Below are 15,587 nucleotides of genomic sequence, written 5' to 3' on the forward strand. Positions count from 1 at the left end.
CCGGTGACTATCATCGACAACGCCGTCTACGTTGACGGCATCCGCAGCGCCGAGCCGCGGAACCTCGAGCAGACTTTTGAGACCCTGACCGAGCACGGGGGCATGGCCTGGATCGGCCTGTACCGGCCGACCACTGAGGAAATGGCGGCCGTGGCGGCAGAATTCAACCTGCACGGGCTGGCGGTGGAGGACGCGATCTCTGCCCATCAGCGCCCCAAACTGGAACGCTACGACGACAATCTGTTCACTGTGCTCCGCCCCGCCAGGTACCTGGACGAGACCGAAACCGTGGAGTTCGGCGAGCTCCACGTCTTCACGGGGCGCAACTTCGTGGTCACCGTCCGGCACGCCGAGACGAAAGTCGTGGGCCAGGTCAGGCGCCGGATGGAGGGCCGGCCCGATCTGCTGCGCCACGGGCCCGAGGCCGTCCTGTACGCGCTCATGGACCAGGTGGTGGATGACTACGGTCCCGTGGTAGCCGGGCTGGAAAACGACATCGACGAGATCGAGGACCAGCTCTTCAGCGGCGACCCCCTGGTGTCCCGGCGGATCTACGAGCTCGCCCGTGAAGTCATCCATTTCCAGCGCGCCATCCACCCGCTCCCGGCAATGATGCAACAGCTCCGCCGGGGCTTCGAGAAGTACCGGGTGGACATCGAACTGCAGCACAGCCTGCGCGACGTCGAGGACCACGTGGAGCGGCTGATTTCCCGCGCCGATTCGTTCCGTGACCTGCTGCAGAATGCGCTCACCCTGGACGGAACCCTGACCGCCAACCGCCAGAACGAGGCCAGCGCGGAACAAAACGAGCAGGTCAAGAAGATCTCGTCGTGGGCCGCGATCTTCTTCGCGCCGACATTTGTGGCCGGACTGTATGGCATGAACTTCGACAACATGCCGGAGCTGCACTGGACGCTTGGCTACCCGATGGCAATCACGCTCATGGCCGGCACGGCGGCGCTGATGTACGCCATCTTCAAGAAGAAAGGCTGGCTCTAGCCAGCGGCGCGGCGGTTCCGGACCTGGACCATGAGCCGTCGGAACGCCAGGACGAACACGACCTCGATCAGCACCATCAGCCCGAGCAGCAGCCACTTCCCGCTGCCGATGAAAACGATGGCTCCGGTGAGGACCAGAATGCTCCCCAGCGCCAGGGAGTAGACGGCAAATCCGAGGGCTACCCTGGCGCTGCGGACGCCCGTGCGGAAGCCGAAGCCCTGCGGTTTCCCACCGGGGTACCCGGCAACCCGGTCCGGACCGGCGGGCTGGAGCTTGTCGAACTCCTCCCACGGGTCGCGGTCCTGCTGCTGATTGGTCATGGTTCCATTATCCCGCGGGCCCGGAAACGCCGCGCGCCTGAGACCGAACCGTTGGACACTTTCGCGCTGAAACACTTTCGCGCTGAAACATTTTCGTGCCGTCACGACGACGGGGCCAGGACCAGTGGTCCGGGCCCCGTCATTGCATGCCGATTGGGCTACTTGCTGTGGCCGTGCCCGCCCGAGTCGCCGCGCTTGCTGGTCTTGGCGGCGTGATCGCTTTCAAGACCGGCCGGAGCGGCACGGTGCTCGGCGGCTTTGGCCTGGCTGGCCGCGCGGTGCTCGGCGGCTTTGGCCTGGCCGGCGGCTCGGTGTTCAGCGGCGTTTTGGTGTGCCCATCCGCTGTTGCCGTTCGATGCGTGGGACGCGTCGGCTACCGGCGCGTCGGCCGAATCCTTCGCATCGTCTTCGGCGGGCGCCGGGGCCGGAGCAGCGGGGGCCGGAGCCGGGGCAGCAGGCTCCTGAGCGTCCGCGACCTCTTCCGCGCCATGGTCGTCCGCGTTCTGGTCGTCCGCGACCTCTTCCGCGCCCTGATCTTCCGCACCCTGATCGTCCGCGTTCTGGTCGTCCGCGACCTCTTCCGCGCCCTGATCTTCCGCACCCTGATCGTCCGCGTTCTGATCGTCCGCGTCCGCCTCTGTGCCCTGATCGTCCGCCTCCTGGTCATCCGACTCAGCCGGATCGCCCGGTTCAGACGATTCAGCCGGATCGCCCGGTTCAGACGATTCAGACGATTCGTGATCGGCGGCTTCCTGGTCGCCCATTACCGGAGTCTCCGACCCGGCCGACCCGGCCGGCTCAGAGGTTTCGGTGCCGGTCGCCGTCATGGTTGACGTCGGGTCAGCCGGGAGATTGGTGGTCGCGGTGGCCGCCGCTGCGCCGGCGCCGCCAGTGACGACGACGGAGGCCACTACTACTGCCTTGCCTGTGGTGCCCAGAGCACTGAGCCAGCCGATGATTCCTGCCACGGGAGATTCCTTTCAAAGCGGATAAGAGACCGCTGCCGTCCCCCGGTCGGCAGCCAGCGCCACACTACCGCTCGGAAACGACCACTTGTCGGCCCTTTAGCCGCTCAGGCCACATCCTGAGCCAATGTTGAGCAAACACTGAGCCTCGGGGCAATCACCACGTCCTTAGGCCGCGCGTACGTCGACCTCGCCGGGTTCTGCGCCGTCGGTGCCGAAGACCAGCTGACGGGTGGCGATCTTCTCGGTGAAGAAGCGGTCGTGGCTGACCACGACGACCGCGCCGGGGAAGTGGAGCAGTGCCCGCTCCATCACCTGGGTACTGGACATGTCCAGGTGGTTGGTGGGCTCATCCAGCAGCAACACCGAGGCCCCGGACAGCAGGCACTGGGCCATGGCGACGCGGGCTTTCTGTCCGCCGGAGAGGTTCCCGATCTTCTGTTTGAGGTCGGCTTCGGAGAACTGGAACATGGCGAGGAACCTGTTGACGGACTTCTTCGTGGCGCTGAAGGCCAGGCTGTCCGGCAGCGCGTTCACCGCGTGCGAAACGGTGTCGGCGTCGTCGAGCTCTTCCAGCATTTTGTTGTAGGAAACAAAACCCGGCCCCTTCGCCCAGACCACTTCACCGGAATCCGCCGGTTCCTCCCCGGTCAGCACTTTCAGCAGCGTGGACTTGCCGCTGCCGTTGGAGCCCCGGACCACAATCCTGTTGCCGCGGCGGATCTCAAAGCTCAGGTCTTCGAACAAGACCTTGTCGCCATATGACTTGCCCAGTCCTTCGACCCTGCAGAGGACATCCTTCACGTGCAGCCCGCCGTAGATCTCGGTGACGATCTGGTCCACGGGACGTGGTGTCCGCGCTTTCTTGATCTTGGCCAGCTGGTTCCCCAACCCGCGGCTGGCGGCCTTGGCGGCCTCCCGGCGGTCGGCGATGCCCTCCGCCTCAAAAGCCAGGAGCTCGGACTCATGGACGAACTGGGCCTCGAGCGTCTTGAGCCGGAACTGCTTCTGGACCACGTACTCGGCGAAGTTGCCGGGGTACTCGTGCAGGTGGAAGTTTTCCACTTCGATGATCCGGGTGACCACCGCGTCGAGGAACTTCCTGTCGTGCGAGACGATGATCGCGGCGCCGCGGTAGTCGCGGAACCAGTTTTCGAGCCATTCGACACCGGCCACGTCGAGGTAGTTGGTGGGTTCATCCAGCAGCAGGACGTCCGGGCCCTCCAACAGGATCTTGGCCAGGGCGGCGCGGTTGCGCCACCCGCCGGAGAGTTCGTCGATCGCGCACGTGCGGTGGGCGTCGCTGAACCCCAGAGTGGTCAGGACCGTGTCGATGCGCCGCTTGTAATCCCATCCGTCGAGGCGGTCCATGTCCTCGAACAGCTCGGCCTGGCGCCGGATCAGCCGGTCCAGCTCCGCCTCGGCGGGGTCAGCCGCAATGGCGGCGTCGATGGCTGCCAGCTCGGCCTCGGCAGCCTTGATCTCGACAAACAGTCCGTCAAGGACCGCAAGGATGGTTGCCTCGCCGTCGAGCTCGGAAAACTGGGAGAAGTACCCCACCCTGGTTCCCTGCTCCACGGTGACCGTTCCGGTGTCCGGGGAGACCTGGTCCAGGACGAGCTTGAGGATGGAGGTCTTCCCGGAGCCGTTCTTGCCGATCAGGCCCACCCGGTCCCCGGGCTCCAGACGGAAGAACGCCTCGCGGAGGATCTGTGTGTTGTCGAAGCGGACGCTGACGTCGTGCAGCCGGATCAGGCTCACTGCTGCGCGAGACGGTTGCGGACGATTTCGCTGACGGCCTTGCCGTCAAAACGTCCGGCCACCGTGGCGGTGACGGGCTTCATCACTGCCCCCAGCTGACGCATGGACAGCTCGACGCCGTCGGCCTTGAGCGCCGCGATGGCCTCGTCCACGATCGTCTCGACTTCCGCCGCGGTCAGTGGCTTGGGCAGGTAGGCCTCGATCACCTCGGCCTCGGCGATCTCGGCCGCGGCGCGCTCGGCTTCGCCGGCCTCGGTGTAGATGCGGGCCGTGTCGCGGCGCTTGGCGGCTTCCTTTTGCAGGAGTGCGGTCACCTGTGCGTCGTCCAGCACGATTGGCGTCTTGCCCGATTTCTCCCGGGTCTCGATCTCGCCCAGGACGTTGCGCACGGTGGTCAGGGCAACCTTGTTGCGGTCCTTCATGTGGCTCACGACGTCGGCGTGCAGGCGTTCTTTCAGGGTGGTCATAGTTCTCCTCGTGTTGTTAACAAGGCTAGCGGCAGAACCCGTTGGCCCCGATCGCCGAGATGATCCGCTGGGCGTCTTCGTCCGGGAGGGCGGGGACGTCCCCGCTGAACTCCGTCTTTGCGGCAGCGATGAGCTGGTCCGCCGTCGATTGCCCCAGCAGTCGGCCGCACAGGCGGCGGGCCTTGTCGATTGCCTGGTCGTCTGGCAGGCGGGGGTTGATCTTGGCCAGCGCGGCCAGGAGGGCTTCCTGCTGGGCCGGGTCAGGCTTGGGCAGCGACGCCGGCAGGCCCGCCGCAGGGGTCCCGGCGGACGGCTCGGGGCTCGGGGAGGCGGAGCAGGCCGCGGTCAGCAGAACAGACAGCAGGGCCAGGGCGATCGGGGTGGTGTTCTTCATCGGTGGTGGCCTTGTCTGCGCTGGATGTCTGTCTTGGATGCCTGCGCTGGATTCGGCTGCCTTGCCGCTGGATTGCACGATGGTCTTGCCGCGCGGAATGCTGCGCCGGCGCGGCCACGGCGCCGTTCACGCAGGTTCACACCATCTCATGAAAACTCTTTTTGCCCGCACCAGGGGTCTCCGGTAGTGCGACACGTTGCGGCTGTTCCAAATGGAGAGAGACTAGCGTAGCGTGACTCTCGTCACATCCGGTTGAGGATTGGTATCGGCCCGCTTCGCTTCGGAAGAAGGAATCCATGGATCGCCGGACTTTTCTCACCGCAATGGCAGCTGCCCTGGCTGCGGCCGGGGCCAGTTCCGCTGCCACACCCCCCGGGCCGGTTCCGGCCCCCTCCAGACCATCCCTTGCCCGTACGGCCATCTCTGCCTCCCGGGCTCTCAAAGGCGCAGCCCACGGCGGAGATGATGCGCTGGCATTGAGACAAATCCGGAGTCTCAACGCCAGCTGGTACTACTCCTGGGGATCCGCGTATACCGTCACGACCAACCCGGCCTTTGTCCCAATGGTGTGGAGCGCGAATTCTCTGCTCAGAAAGGACGCCCTTGGCGACGTGGCCAGGCAACTTCCCCAGACGAGGACTAAACACCTCCTCGCTTTCAACGAGCCGGACCACCCAGGCCAGGCCAGCATGTCCGTTGATGAGGCCATCCGGTTGTGGCCCCACCTTCAATCCACCGGCCTGCGTCTGGGATCTCCGGCCACGGTCGGTGTCAGGAGCCCGTGGCTGGACGACTTCATGGCCAGGGCGCGGCAGGCGAACCTCCGCATCGATTTCATGACGATGCATCACTACGGCTCGCCGAACCCAGAGAGTTTCCTCGCAAGAGTCTGGTACTTGCATCACAGATATGGGAGGCCGGTCTGGGTTACCGAATTTGCCGTTGCGGACTGGCAGGCAACCCCGGCACGCCCCTCCAAGTACACGACCCGCGAGACCGCGTACTTCATGCAGGCTGCGGTAGCCGGCATGCGCATGATGCCCTTCGTCGAACGGTTTGCCTGGAAATCCAGGGATCCTGGTGACCCCGCCATGGGCCCGTCTGCCCTCTATCAGACGAACGGCCGGCTGACCTCACTCGGCCGGCTGTACGCTTCGCTGTGACTTCCCGTCAGACTCGGAGAGAGACCCGCCGCTACTTGTCCGTGCTGTCCGGCTCATCCTTGCGGGTTGGCAACACGGGGAGCGCGTCGCCGACGGGCCGTTCCGCACCGCCCGAAGGAACATTCAGGACGGTTCTTCCGGCAACAGCTGTTGTTGAGCCGCCGCCGTCCAGGTTGATCGCCTGGACCATGCCCCGTGACGCTGCGACGTCCGCATCCCTCACTGTCCGGGCCGCGGCTTAGGCTGGTCGCATGCCGCCAACACCTGCCCCGTCTCCGGTTCCGGTTGAAGTCCTCCTCCACGCGGGTCCGGCCGAGTGGTGGCAGATCGTTGCCGCGCTTGCCCCTGTTGCTGTACTTGTAGCGGCAGCCGTGGGAGCGTTCATGGCCTGGCGGACTCTGCGCCAGAAGGCCGTCGCCGACGACCGGGCCGAGTGGTGGAAACGGACCCAATGGGCGCTGGACCGTGCCCTGGGCGAGGACGGGGACAGCAAAGCCCTGGGGTTGGCAGCGCTGGATGTGCTCGCCCGCAGCGAGTTGGCCCGCAACGAGGAGCTTGAGCTTCTGGACATCGCGTGGGAGTCCGTGTACGGGGCCGGTGAAAGCACAGGCAGCGGGCAGAACGTCGCTGCGCAAGTTACCGGCTCGGCGGCCCTCTCGCATCACCGGGTTCTGGTCGCCGGCGCCAGGCTGCGCGTCAGACTGGACGACCGGCTCGGCCGCACAACCCCTCCCGGCGCTGCGGCCCTGGCCAAGGAAGCGCTCTAGCCGCGGCTGGCCCTGCCTCCGAGTGGGAGCACCAGGATGACGGCCACGCAGACGCACCCGGCGCCGCAGAGTGGGCAGAGGTAGCCGGCTGCCTGTTGGTCGTCCGCCCAGAAGCAGGGGATCGTCGCCACCTGCGCAAAACCGGCCCGTTCCAGCATCCCCAGGGAAGAGTGCTCAGGATCGGCCGAGACCCAGGACGCGGACACGACATCGCGGCAGCCGCGGGCCTTCAGAAAGTCCAGGCTGGCCGCGAGCATGGTCGAGCCGACGCCCGTCCCCCTGGCTGCGGGCGCGACGACGATGGACTTCAGCTCCCCGACCCGACGCCCGCCCAGGCCGGCATCGACCCCGGTGAGACGCAGGCGGTCCTGCAGTACGGCGTGGGACGCTTGGTCCAGGACGCGGGCGGTTGCCGCGCCCAGGAGCCCGCCGTCCCGGCCGCGGGCGCGGAAGAGGACTCCACCGCCTTCGACTGTGAGTTGCGCCAGAGCCGACGGCTGGATGAAACCGAAGCCGAGGGATTCGTTGAGCAGCGCTGCGGTCTCGCGGGCCACGGCGGGCCCCGGTGGACCGACGTGCAAGGTGACGTTCGACGTCGGCCGGGTCCCGATCTCTGCGGCAGTCACTTTGCTCCTCGTCTTGCGGGCGTGAGCGTCCGCCCTGGCGTCGCCCTGGAGCATACATGGACGATCCGGCCGGAGGCCTACAGGCGAGCCGACCGGGGTCGTGTCGGATTACGAGTACGTCAGGCCAGCAGCATGTAAGGCCAGTGTGGAGCCGGGACGGGCTAGCCTGGCCTCCCGGACCACGCGGGCATGCGGCGGGCCCGGGAAAGCCGTTGGTCAGCGGACGAGGTACGCTCCGCTGGTCCGCGACACGGTGGTGCAGCCGAACCGTGAGCCGGTGACGCGGACGGTGAGCTTGGTGCCGTTGTCGGCGGTCCGGACCTTGTAGGTCGACTCTGTGGCTCCTGAGATCGGGACGCCGTTGCGCAGCCAGCGGTACGTGAAGGCGGTGCCCCAGGTCCAGGTGCCCCGCTTCACGGTCAGGACGTTCCCGGCCGTGACGGTGCCTGCAATCGTCGGTGTGGCCGACGTCAGGGGCAACCCCGCCACCCTCGACGAAGCGTTGAGCGTCTGGCCCTTGCCGCCCGAGACAGTCGGGTTCACGTTGATCGAGAGCTTCGTGCCGGCGTCGGCCTTCGTCAGGACGTAACTCCAGCCGTAGGCCCCGGCGATCGGGGCGCCGTCGCGCAGCCACATTACGTCCGAGGTGATCCCCGCCCGGTCATACCAGGGGTCGGGAGTCAAAGTCACCTTCGACCCGACGGTCAGGGTCCCGCTGATGGCCCGCGTCGACTCACGCACGGTCACGGGCTTGGGTGCGGTGACTTGTACCCAGGCGGTCTCGTAGCCGGGGGCGGACGCGGTCACGACGACGGTGAGGGTCTTGCCAACTTGGGGCGTGTCCGGGGTGAACGTCGGGCCGCTGGCCGGTTCCTTCCCGGCCGAGGAGAGCCAGTTGTAGGTGAATGTCAGCTTGTCGGCCGGTGCGGACCAGGTGCCGGCCGAAACCTTCATCACAGAGCCGGTCACGGCGTCCCCGGTCACGACCGGCTTGGTGACGTTCGTCAGCTGCTTCAGCTCCCCGGCCGCCGGCACGGCGACCGGGTTGGAGTAGATGTGGGTGTCGTACCAAATGCCGGACTCCAGGACAAGGGTGTGGCCCTGGTCCTTGGCCGTGATCTTGTAGGTCAGCGCGGTGGCTCCGGAAATCGCGACGCCGTCGCGCAGCCACTGGTAGGTGTGCGGGCGCGGGCTGGAAGTCCAGGGAACATCATCAGCGGCGGTGAGGACGTCCCCCAGGCCGGTGCCGCCGGTGACCACGGCGCCGGGGGCTGGATCGAAGTCAGAAACCTTTCGCTGTTTAGAGGTCACGGTGGCCGGCTTGAACCCGGGCGCGTGACCCGTGACCCTGACGCTGAATAGCCCCGTTGAACGGCAGCCCCTCGGGTCGAACATTTCCGCGGTGGCACCCGGGATGGGCTTGCCGTCGCAGAACCACTGGAACTGCTCGTGGATGACCGGAGCGCCCTTAAAAGTCGCCCCACCGGACACGAGGCGGCTGGGCCTATCCGGGTGGGTGTTAAATGAATAGATACCAACATACCCCGCATACACGACAGACGCGACGGTGCCGCCGGCGTTCGTGACAGGGGCGGTTTTGGTGGACTGCAGGGTCGTCTTTGCATAGCTCGGCGCTGCCGCCGTGGTCTTGACCCGGATGCCCTTGCCGAGGTCCGCCGTGGTGAGCAGATACGTGGGGCCGGTGGCGCCCAGGACCGGCACATCGTTGCGCAGCCACTGATGCGTGAGCTTCGCGGCGGCGGGGTCCCAGTCACCGTCAGCAACGGTCAGGGTGCTGCCGACCTGGAGGGCCCCGCTGATGCCGGGCTGCGTGCCGGCGACGGCACCGCCGTTGACCTGCACCGGGTACGGATGCCCGTCCGGCGCCGTGCAGAACCTGACTGAGTCGACCACCGGGCCGCAGGAGTCTGAGTTCGGAGTGGCCCACATTTCCTCATCGGCCTGCGCCGGAACGGCGAGGCCCGCAAGCGAGAGCGCAGCGAGTGCCCCGGCCATGCCGAGGCGGATGGTCTTCTTGTTCAATTTTCCCCCAGTCTTTGAGCCGGTTCCCGGCTCCCCCGTCGCCGAGCATAGTGCTTAGGCACCAGTTCCACAATGATTGCGCAGGTCAGGGGCCTGAAGCGATGTCGCAGCTCGCCACTGGTCACGGGTATGCGGTCAACGCAGCCGGAGTCCAGGACCAGCGCTGGGCCGGCTTCATGCAGGCGACCGCCTGCCCTGACTACCTCGCGTTTGGCCCTCAGCTCGCCATTGAATCGGGTTAATTCCAATGCGGTCGCTCGTGATGCTCGCCTGCACCGCCAGTCCGAATCAGTAGCCGTGGTTCAAAGCTGAGGTCGCCACCCTCCGGGCCGGCATGAAGGCCCCCCCACCGGCCGGACGCCTGTCCTTGGCATGCGCTACGGGGAGCTGGCCGTTGCTGTCCGCGACGCTGGCGGCTCACTCTTCGGCTGGGTGGACGACGCCGACGCGCGCGCCACGGTGGAGCGGATCGGCGCAGCATACCTGGGCCTGATGAGCAGGATCGTCGCCCGGGCCGTTGCCTGAGCGGCACGTATTCGCTTGCTAGAAGAAGTGCAGCTCGTGGGCAGTGCCCGGCGCAGGGTGCACCACCCGCGCCTGGCCGAGCTCGAGCAGGACGTCATTGATGCTCGGCTGGCCCTCCAGCTGCGTGACCGGGAGCGGCCGCGGCATCTATTTTCATGCCCCGATCCTATGTGCGGGCAGTTGGCACTCCCCAGGCCACGCCGATGGTCGTCAGGTCGGCGGAGTCACCGGACGGATACCGATGGGAGGACAGTGAACTGGGCCTGGTCCTCGTCGAGGAACATACGCTGCGTCAGACTCACGGGACCACCGTGACTGACAGGCTACAAAGCGAGAATGCCCCAACCGCAAAGGCTCGGTCAAGGATGCTCCCGGATTAGCCGGCGGAATACACGCTGCTGGTCGTGGTGACGGTCTTGTAGCCGATCTTGGAACCGGTGACGCTGACGGTGAGCTTGGTGCCCCTGTCGGCGGTCCGGACCTTGTAGGTCGAATACCAGGCTCCCGAGATCGGGACGCCGTTGCGCAGCCAGCGGTATTTGAAGGACGAGTCCAAGGTCCAGGTGCCCCGCTTCACGGTCAGGACGTTCCCGGCCTTGACGGTGCCGGCGATCGTCGGCGTGGACGAAGTCAGGGTCCCGGCAGCCACCTTCGCCGAAGAGAAGGCCCCTTGGGTCTTCAAGATCCTGCCATTCAGCGTCGAGGTGACCCAGATGTCGATCTTCTTGCCCAAGTCGGCACCCACAGGCGTGTAGTGGCGGCCAGTGGCCCCGGAGATCGTCACGCCGTCGCGCAGCCATAGGTAGGATTCACGCACCACGTTCATTTCATTACGTGCCCAGAGGCCGGGGACGACGGTCAGGGCTTTCCCCACGGTCGGCGTGCCTTGGATGTAAGGCGGTCTGGTTTGGGCCGGGTCACGCAGGGTCACGGGCTTGGGTGCCGTGACCCGCACCTCGGCGGTGTCGTAGCCCGGGGCTGTGGCCGTCACGAGGACTGTGACGGTCGCACCGACCTCGGACACGCCTGGCGTGAACCTCGGGCCGCTGGCCAGCACCTTCCCGTCCGGGGAGAACCAGCTGTAGGTGACCGTCAGATTGCCGGTCGGTTCCGACCAGGTTCCGGCCGTAACCTTCATCACAGAGCCGGTGATGAAGGTCCCGGTAACGACCGGCTCGGTGACGTTCGACAGCGGCTTCAGCTCCACGTCCGCGGCCGCAGGCCCGGCTGGCGCCTTGGGGTAGGTCGTGACGGGCGGGGCAGGTTGGGATATGTCATCGGCATGGGCCGGGACAGCGAGGCCGGCCATCGAGAGCGCAGCGAATGCCCCGGCGATGCCGAGACGGATGATCTTCTTGTTCAATTTTCCCCCAGTCTTTGAGCCGGATCCCCGGCCACTGTCGTTGATGGTAGCCCCCTGCCCGGAATAAGAACACTCCGAGGAAGGGCGTCCGGTGATGCCAGGATCCCCTTGCCTCACGCCTGGGCAAGGCCTGCGATCAGCGGGCGAAGTACGCTCCGCTGGTCTGGGAGACTGTCGTGTAGCCGAGCCGAGAGCCGGTGACCCGGACGGTGATCCTCTTATCCCGGTCGGCGGTCCGGACCTTGTAAGTCGAATCCGTGGCTTCGGAGATCGGAACGCCGTTGCGCAACCAGCGGTACTTGAAGGCGGTGCCCCAGGTCCAGGTGCCCCGCTTCAGGGTCACCACATTCCCCACCTTGGTGGTGCCGGCGATCGTCGGCGTGGCCGAAACCAGGACCGCCGCGGCCACTTTCGCCGTGGCATCGGTCGTCTGGGTCTTCAGGATCCTGCCGCCCAGGGTGGAGGTGACCTTGACTGAGATTTTCTTGCCGAAGTCTGCTCCCACCAGGGTGTAGTCGCGGCCTGTGGCGCCGGCGATCGGGGTACCGTCACGCAGCCACTGGCGGGTCTCGGTCAGCCCCAGGGCATAGCCGGACCACGATCCCGCGGAGACGGTGAGCTTCTGCCTCACGGTCGCGGTGCCGCGGATAGCGGGGGCTTTGGTCTGGGTCGGGTCAGGTGCGGTCACGGGTTTGGGCGCGGTGACCTTTGCCCAGGCGGTTTCGTAGCCGGGAGCCGTGGCGGTCGCTATAAGCGTGACGGTCGCCCCGAGCTGGGTCATGTTTGGGGTGAACGTCGGGCCGGTGGCTGAGACCTTCCCGTCTGGGGACTGCCAGTAGTAGGTGACGGTCAGTTTGTTGGCTGGCTCGGACCAGGTGCCGGCCGTTACGGTCATCGGAGTGCCTGCCACGCCGGTTCCGGTCAGGACCGGTTTGGTGACGTTCGTCAGCGGCTTCAGCTCAACGTCCGGGACCGACGGCACCTCAGCAGCCGGAACAACCACCGCGTTGGAGTATGCATCGAATGTGTCCGTGTCGGTGAACAGGACCAGGGTGTGCCCCTGGTCCTCGGCGGTTATCGTGTAGGTCAGATCGGTGGCGCCAGGGATTGCCGCACCGTCACGCAGCCACTGATAGACGTGCGCGTAGTCCGTCTCGCCCCGGCCGTTGAAGTCGATCCAGGGAACGTCATCAACTCCGGTGAGGACATCCCCGAGCCCGGTGCTCCCCGTGACCACGGCACCGGGTGTCGGGTTCCAGGGTGAGATGGCTACCCCGGCGGAGGTCAGGGTGGCCGGATCGTAGCCCGCGGCGTAACCGGTAATTCTGACGCTGAACAGGGCTTTCCCCTCGCCGGTCGTGTTGAACGATGCCGCGGTGCCGCCAGGGATGGCCGTACCGTCCCGGAGCCACTGGTAACGGAACCTGATGCCCGGGGCACCAGCCCAGATGCCGGGGGCGGCGTCCAGGATGGGGTTGGGCGCGTCCGTGTCGCTGTCGCGCCGGCTGACCCCTACGGTCGCCGGCGCCTTGACCGACGGAACGGCGCCGGCGGCGCTCGTGACAGCCGCAGTCTTGAGGGACCACATGGTTGTCGTGGCATAGCCCGGTGCCGTCGCTGTGGTCTTGACTCGGACGTACTTGCCGATGTCCGCCCTGGTGGGCGTGTAATTGGTGCCCGCAGCGCCGAGGATGGGAACGTCGTTGCGCACCCACTGGTGCGTGAGCCTCGCGTCCGAGGGGTCCCAGGCGCCGTCAAAAACGCTCAGGGTGTTACCTACCAACAGGGCTCCGTCGACAGTGGGCCGGGGGCCGGAGGCCGCGCTGTTGAGCAGCACGGGATACCGCGTCCCGTCCGGCGACGTGCAGATCTTGACCGAATCAACGATGGGACCGCAAGACGCTTCGGTTGCGGCGTGCGTCGGAACGGCAAACCCGGCCAGGGACAGGGCGATGAGTGCCCCGGCGGCTCCGAGACGGATGGTCTTCGTGTTCAATTTTCCCCCAGTCTTTTAGCCGGCTCCCCGGCCCCATAGCAGATCGTAGTGCCTATCGGCCCGATGACGCGATGATTGAGCACTGAATGACAGCGGCGATCTCCAGCCGTCCGCGAATGCAGCGTCGGCACCGAGGCCGCCGGTGTCCACGCCGACCAGACAGCCGGCACCACAAGACCGGGAAGACCAGCCGGGTCGGCACCCGCAACGCCCAGCTGCGCGCCGTCCTCCACCACGGGTACAGCTAGCCCGGCCTCTCCGTCCCCGCCGGCAAGTAGCACCGACGTGTCAGCGGACGGCGTAGGCGCCACTCGTTTTGGTGACCGTGGTGTAGCCGAGGCGCGAGCCGGTAACCCGGACCGTGATCCTGGTCCCCTTGTCGGCGGTCCGGACTTTGTAGGTCGAATCCGTGGCCCCGGGAATCGGGACGCCGTTGCGGAGCCAGTGGTACGTGAAGGCAGTGCCCCAGGTCCAGGTGCCGCGCTTGACGGTCAGGACGTTGCCGGGCTTCAGGGTGCCGGAAATCGTCGGGGTGGCCGCAACCAGGGGCGCAGCGGCCACTTTCGTCGGGGTGTTGATCGTCTGGGTCGTCAGGATCTTGCCTTCGATCGTGGAGGTGACCTTGACGGAGATCTTGCTCTTGTCGCCGGAGCGGCACCGGCCCAGGCGCTAGCCTACGATTCCATCATCACCGGAAAGGTCGTCGGGCCGGACGGAAAACCCGTCCCGAGCCTCTTCGTGACCCCTTTCACCGACGCCGACCAGCCCTACGCTTCGTCAAATCAGGACATGGCCCTGCCATGGACGAAATCGTCTAAGGCCTGGGTTGGCAGCGCGCCAACAAGAGTTCTTCAGCGTGCCGTCGCTAGGGTGGCTCCATGCTGACACTGACGATTGGCGGTCTTACGGTCTCCTACGATGTGGCCGAACGTTGGGCTAGGGAATACCTCGTCGAAAATCCCGGACGGTCAGGCTACCCGGCGTATGATTCCTATCCGGGCCTGTCGTTCCGGCATCGTCGGGGTACAAACGCTGCCGTATGCTCACGCCTTCCCCTGTCCACATCCGCGGCTTGCTCAGCGTTGGAAATCCTAAGAGATCGTGCTGGTCCTCACTACACTGAGCGCATGACACAGAAATGTATAGCCCCGGCTGAGCAAGGTTCTGAAGCAAAGTGTTATCAAAGTATTTATTCGAGCACTCAAAGGTTCAAAAACCCTTGAAATCTGTGGAGCTAAGGAGATTCGAACTCCTGACCTCTTCGATGCGAACGAAGCGCTCTACCAACTGAGCTATAGCCCCGAAGCAACGCCGGTCCTGACGGAACGGCGTTGCCGGTGTCCCTAGGCTACAAACTATCTGCGCTGTTTTCCAGCCAGCCCCGGAAAGTCTCGGTGCCGTGTCGCGCCTCCGGCACCAGGTTCAACCCCTCGCGCAGGTAGCGGCCCATCGCGCCGGGCAGTGGGAAGCGCACGAGTTGACCCTTTGCGCGGGTGGCCCGCTGCCATTCCCGGGCAAAGTCGACCATGTCTTTGGATTCGGGGCCGCCGAGGTTCAGTACCCGGTGCCGCGGGCCCGCGGCTGGAACGGACGCCGGCTCAAGGGCGGTCTCCAGCAGAACCGCGGCTGCGTCGGCCGGCGATACCGGCTGGAACCGGGCACCTCTGACCACGGGGATGATCCGCAGCTTTGAGCCGGCGTCGAACATCATCGCGAGCAACGAGTGGAACTGGGTGGCCCGGACCACCACGGTCTCGAGTCCGGACAGCTCGTAGGCGTGTTCTTTGGCAGCTTTCGATCGGTAGAAGGACGAGTTGCTGCGATCGCAGTTCACGATGGACAGCATGACGGCCCTGGCCGTTCCCGCGTCCTGTGCAGCGGCCAGAAGCCGCGCACCGCCGTCGGCGAAGTTCTTGCGCGCCTTCCCGGCGCGCCCTTCCAGGCAATCGATCACGACGTCGGCGCCGGCCAGGGCGGCCGCTATTCCCTCTCCCGTCGTGACGTCCGAGCGGAAGTACTCCGCGCCCGGGATGTTGCCGGCGGCGCCGGCCCCCGGCGGGTTGCGGCTGAGGACGGCCACGGCGTGCCCGGCGTCGACGGCCAGGCGCACCACTACTCGGCCCACTTGCCCGGTTCCACCGGCAACGCAGATCCTTGTCATGACCCGAGGCTACCGCAGCGAAGCCCGCCGGCGACGC

Annotated in this window: 18 protein-coding genes and 1 tRNA gene; 5 read left to right on the forward strand and 14 right to left on the reverse strand. The window is 66.2% G+C overall.

Annotated elements, in window-relative coordinates; all coding sequences use genetic code 11:
* The first annotated feature begins 3 nt into the window (after window positions 1-3).
* A complete protein-coding gene (gene corA, locus AC1DHX_RS05920) occupies window positions 4-999 on the forward strand; it encodes a magnesium/cobalt transporter CorA (RefSeq protein ID WP_230009012.1) in 996 nt (331 codons plus the stop codon).
* Here corA and AC1DHX_RS05925 read toward each other — a convergent pair.
* The 5 genes from AC1DHX_RS05925 to AC1DHX_RS05945 form a co-directional block, all read right to left on the reverse strand.
* Window positions 996-1,319: a hypothetical protein gene (locus tag AC1DHX_RS05925; protein ID WP_476850318.1), complete on the reverse strand. Its 324-nt coding sequence runs from the start codon at window positions 1,317-1,319 to the stop codon at window positions 996-998. The genes corA and AC1DHX_RS05925 overlap by 4 nt on opposite strands.
* A gap of 158 nt (window positions 1,320-1,477) precedes the next feature.
* Window positions 1,478-2,287: a hypothetical protein gene (locus AC1DHX_RS05930; protein WP_476858944.1), complete on the reverse strand. Its 810-nt coding sequence runs from the start codon at window positions 2,285-2,287 to the stop codon at window positions 1,478-1,480.
* Window positions 2,288-2,452: 165 nt separating this feature from the next.
* Window positions 2,453-4,045, reverse strand: coding sequence for an ABC-F family ATP-binding cassette domain-containing protein (locus tag AC1DHX_RS05935; RefSeq protein WP_476858945.1), 1,593 nt, complete (start codon window positions 4,043-4,045; stop codon window positions 2,453-2,455).
* Entirely contained in the window at window positions 4,042-4,512 is a 471-nt protein-coding gene (locus AC1DHX_RS05940; RefSeq protein WP_018773763.1) for a GatB/YqeY domain-containing protein, read from the reverse strand. Before AC1DHX_RS05940 ends, AC1DHX_RS05935 begins: the two co-directional genes overlap by 4 nt.
* Window positions 4,513-4,537: 25 nt before the next feature.
* A complete protein-coding gene (locus AC1DHX_RS05945) occupies window positions 4,538-4,906 on the reverse strand; it encodes a hypothetical protein (protein WP_476850315.1) in 369 nt (122 codons plus the stop codon).
* A gap of 476 nt (window positions 4,907-5,382) precedes the next feature.
* Between AC1DHX_RS05945 and AC1DHX_RS05950 the strand changes: the two genes are divergently transcribed.
* Complete coding sequence (locus tag AC1DHX_RS05950) at window positions 5,383-6,069, forward strand: glycosyl hydrolase (protein WP_476855745.1); 687 nt, start codon at window positions 5,383-5,385, stop codon at window positions 6,067-6,069.
* A 31-nt stretch (window positions 6,070-6,100) separates the two neighbouring features.
* Here the strand turns inward: AC1DHX_RS05950 and AC1DHX_RS05955 are convergent, their stop codons facing one another.
* A complete protein-coding gene (locus tag AC1DHX_RS05955) occupies window positions 6,101-6,292 on the reverse strand; it encodes a phosphodiester glycosidase family protein (RefSeq protein ID WP_476855744.1) in 192 nt (63 codons plus the stop codon).
* A gap of 28 nt (window positions 6,293-6,320) precedes the next feature.
* Here AC1DHX_RS05955 and AC1DHX_RS05960 point away from each other — a divergent pair, with 28 nt between their 5' ends.
* Window positions 6,321-6,836, forward strand: coding sequence for a hypothetical protein (locus tag AC1DHX_RS05960; RefSeq protein WP_476855743.1), 516 nt, complete (start codon window positions 6,321-6,323; stop codon window positions 6,834-6,836).
* On the opposite strand, the gene AC1DHX_RS05965 is transcribed toward AC1DHX_RS05960, so the two are convergent.
* Together AC1DHX_RS05965 and AC1DHX_RS05970 are read right to left on the reverse strand one after the other, a co-directional pair.
* Window positions 6,833-7,462, reverse strand: a complete 630-nt coding sequence (locus AC1DHX_RS05965) for a GNAT family N-acetyltransferase (RefSeq protein ID WP_476855742.1) — start codon at window positions 7,460-7,462, stop codon at window positions 6,833-6,835. The genes AC1DHX_RS05960 and AC1DHX_RS05965 overlap by 4 nt on opposite strands.
* Before the next feature lie 216 nt (window positions 7,463-7,678).
* Window positions 7,679-9,505 (reverse strand): hypothetical protein, encoded by a 1,827-nt coding sequence (locus AC1DHX_RS05970; protein WP_476858946.1) that lies wholly within the window; start codon window positions 9,503-9,505, stop codon window positions 7,679-7,681.
* Between the two features lie 101 nt (window positions 9,506-9,606).
* On the opposite strand from AC1DHX_RS05970, the gene AC1DHX_RS05975 reads away from it, so the two are divergent.
* On the forward strand, window positions 9,607-9,747 hold the full coding sequence (locus AC1DHX_RS05975; protein ID WP_476855740.1) for a hypothetical protein: 141 nt from the start codon (window positions 9,607-9,609) through the stop codon (window positions 9,745-9,747).
* 130 nt (window positions 9,748-9,877) lie between these two features.
* Window positions 9,878-10,030, forward strand: a complete 153-nt coding sequence (locus AC1DHX_RS05980; RefSeq protein WP_476855739.1) for a hypothetical protein — start codon at window positions 9,878-9,880, stop codon at window positions 10,028-10,030.
* An 18-nt stretch (window positions 10,031-10,048) separates the two neighbouring features.
* Here AC1DHX_RS05980 and AC1DHX_RS05985 read toward each other — a convergent pair whose 3' ends face one another.
* From AC1DHX_RS05985 to AC1DHX_RS06010, 6 genes are all read right to left on the reverse strand, one after another.
* Window positions 10,049-10,177: a hypothetical protein gene (locus AC1DHX_RS05985; RefSeq protein WP_476855738.1), complete on the reverse strand. Its 129-nt coding sequence runs from the start codon at window positions 10,175-10,177 to the stop codon at window positions 10,049-10,051.
* Window positions 10,178-10,406: 229 nt separating this feature from the next.
* Window positions 10,407-11,393: a hypothetical protein gene (locus tag AC1DHX_RS05990; RefSeq protein ID WP_476858947.1), complete on the reverse strand. Its 987-nt coding sequence runs from the start codon at window positions 11,391-11,393 to the stop codon at window positions 10,407-10,409.
* Between the two features lie 136 nt (window positions 11,394-11,529).
* Window positions 11,530-13,389 carry a hypothetical protein gene (locus AC1DHX_RS05995; protein WP_476858948.1) on the reverse strand — a complete coding sequence of 620 codons (1,860 nt, stop codon included), beginning with the start codon at window positions 13,387-13,389 and terminating at the stop codon, window positions 11,530-11,532.
* A gap of 288 nt (window positions 13,390-13,677) precedes the next feature.
* The gene (locus tag AC1DHX_RS06000; RefSeq protein ID WP_476858949.1) at window positions 13,678-13,950 is read right to left on the reverse strand and encodes a hypothetical protein; all 273 of its coding nucleotides are present in this window, start codon (window positions 13,948-13,950) and stop codon (window positions 13,678-13,680) included.
* A 668-nt stretch (window positions 13,951-14,618) separates the two neighbouring features.
* Window positions 14,619-14,691, reverse strand: a tRNA-Ala gene (locus AC1DHX_RS06005).
* A 46-nt stretch (window positions 14,692-14,737) separates the two neighbouring features.
* The gene (locus AC1DHX_RS06010; RefSeq protein WP_476858950.1) at window positions 14,738-15,550 is read right to left on the reverse strand and encodes an SDR family oxidoreductase; all 813 of its coding nucleotides are present in this window, start codon (window positions 15,548-15,550) and stop codon (window positions 14,738-14,740) included.
* Window positions 15,551-15,587: the final 37 nt, after the last annotated feature.

The sequence above is a fragment of the Arthrobacter sp. 05N33_2 genome (assembly GCF_056397425.1).

Bases quoted from the DNA above. Each gene is read 5' to 3' on its own strand.
- AC1DHX_RS05925 (WP_476850318.1), bottom strand. From the start codon at position 1,319: ATGACCAATCAGCAGCAGGACCGCGACCCGTGGGAGGAGTTCGACAAG.
- AC1DHX_RS05940 (WP_018773763.1), bottom strand. From the start codon at position 4,512: ATGACCACCCTGAAAGAACGCCTGCACGCCGACGTCGTGAGCCACATG.
- AC1DHX_RS05945 (WP_476850315.1), bottom strand. From the start codon at position 4,906: ATGAAGAACACCACCCCGATCGCCCTGGCCCTGCTGTCTGTTCTGCTG.
- AC1DHX_RS05960 (WP_476855743.1), top strand. From the start codon at position 6,321: ATGCCGCCAACACCTGCCCCGTCTCCGGTTCCGGTTGAAGTCCTCCTC.
- AC1DHX_RS05975 (WP_476855740.1), top strand. From the start codon at position 9,607: ATGTCGCAGCTCGCCACTGGTCACGGGTATGCGGTCAACGCAGCCGGA.
- AC1DHX_RS05980 (WP_476855739.1), top strand. From the start codon at position 9,878: ATGCGCTACGGGGAGCTGGCCGTTGCTGTCCGCGACGCTGGCGGCTCA.
- AC1DHX_RS05985 (WP_476855738.1), bottom strand. From the start codon at position 10,177: ATGCCGCGGCCGCTCCCGGTCACGCAGCTGGAGGGCCAGCCGAGCATC.
- AC1DHX_RS06010 (WP_476858950.1), bottom strand. From the start codon at position 15,550: ATGACAAGGATCTGCGTTGCCGGTGGAACCGGGCAAGTGGGCCGAGTA.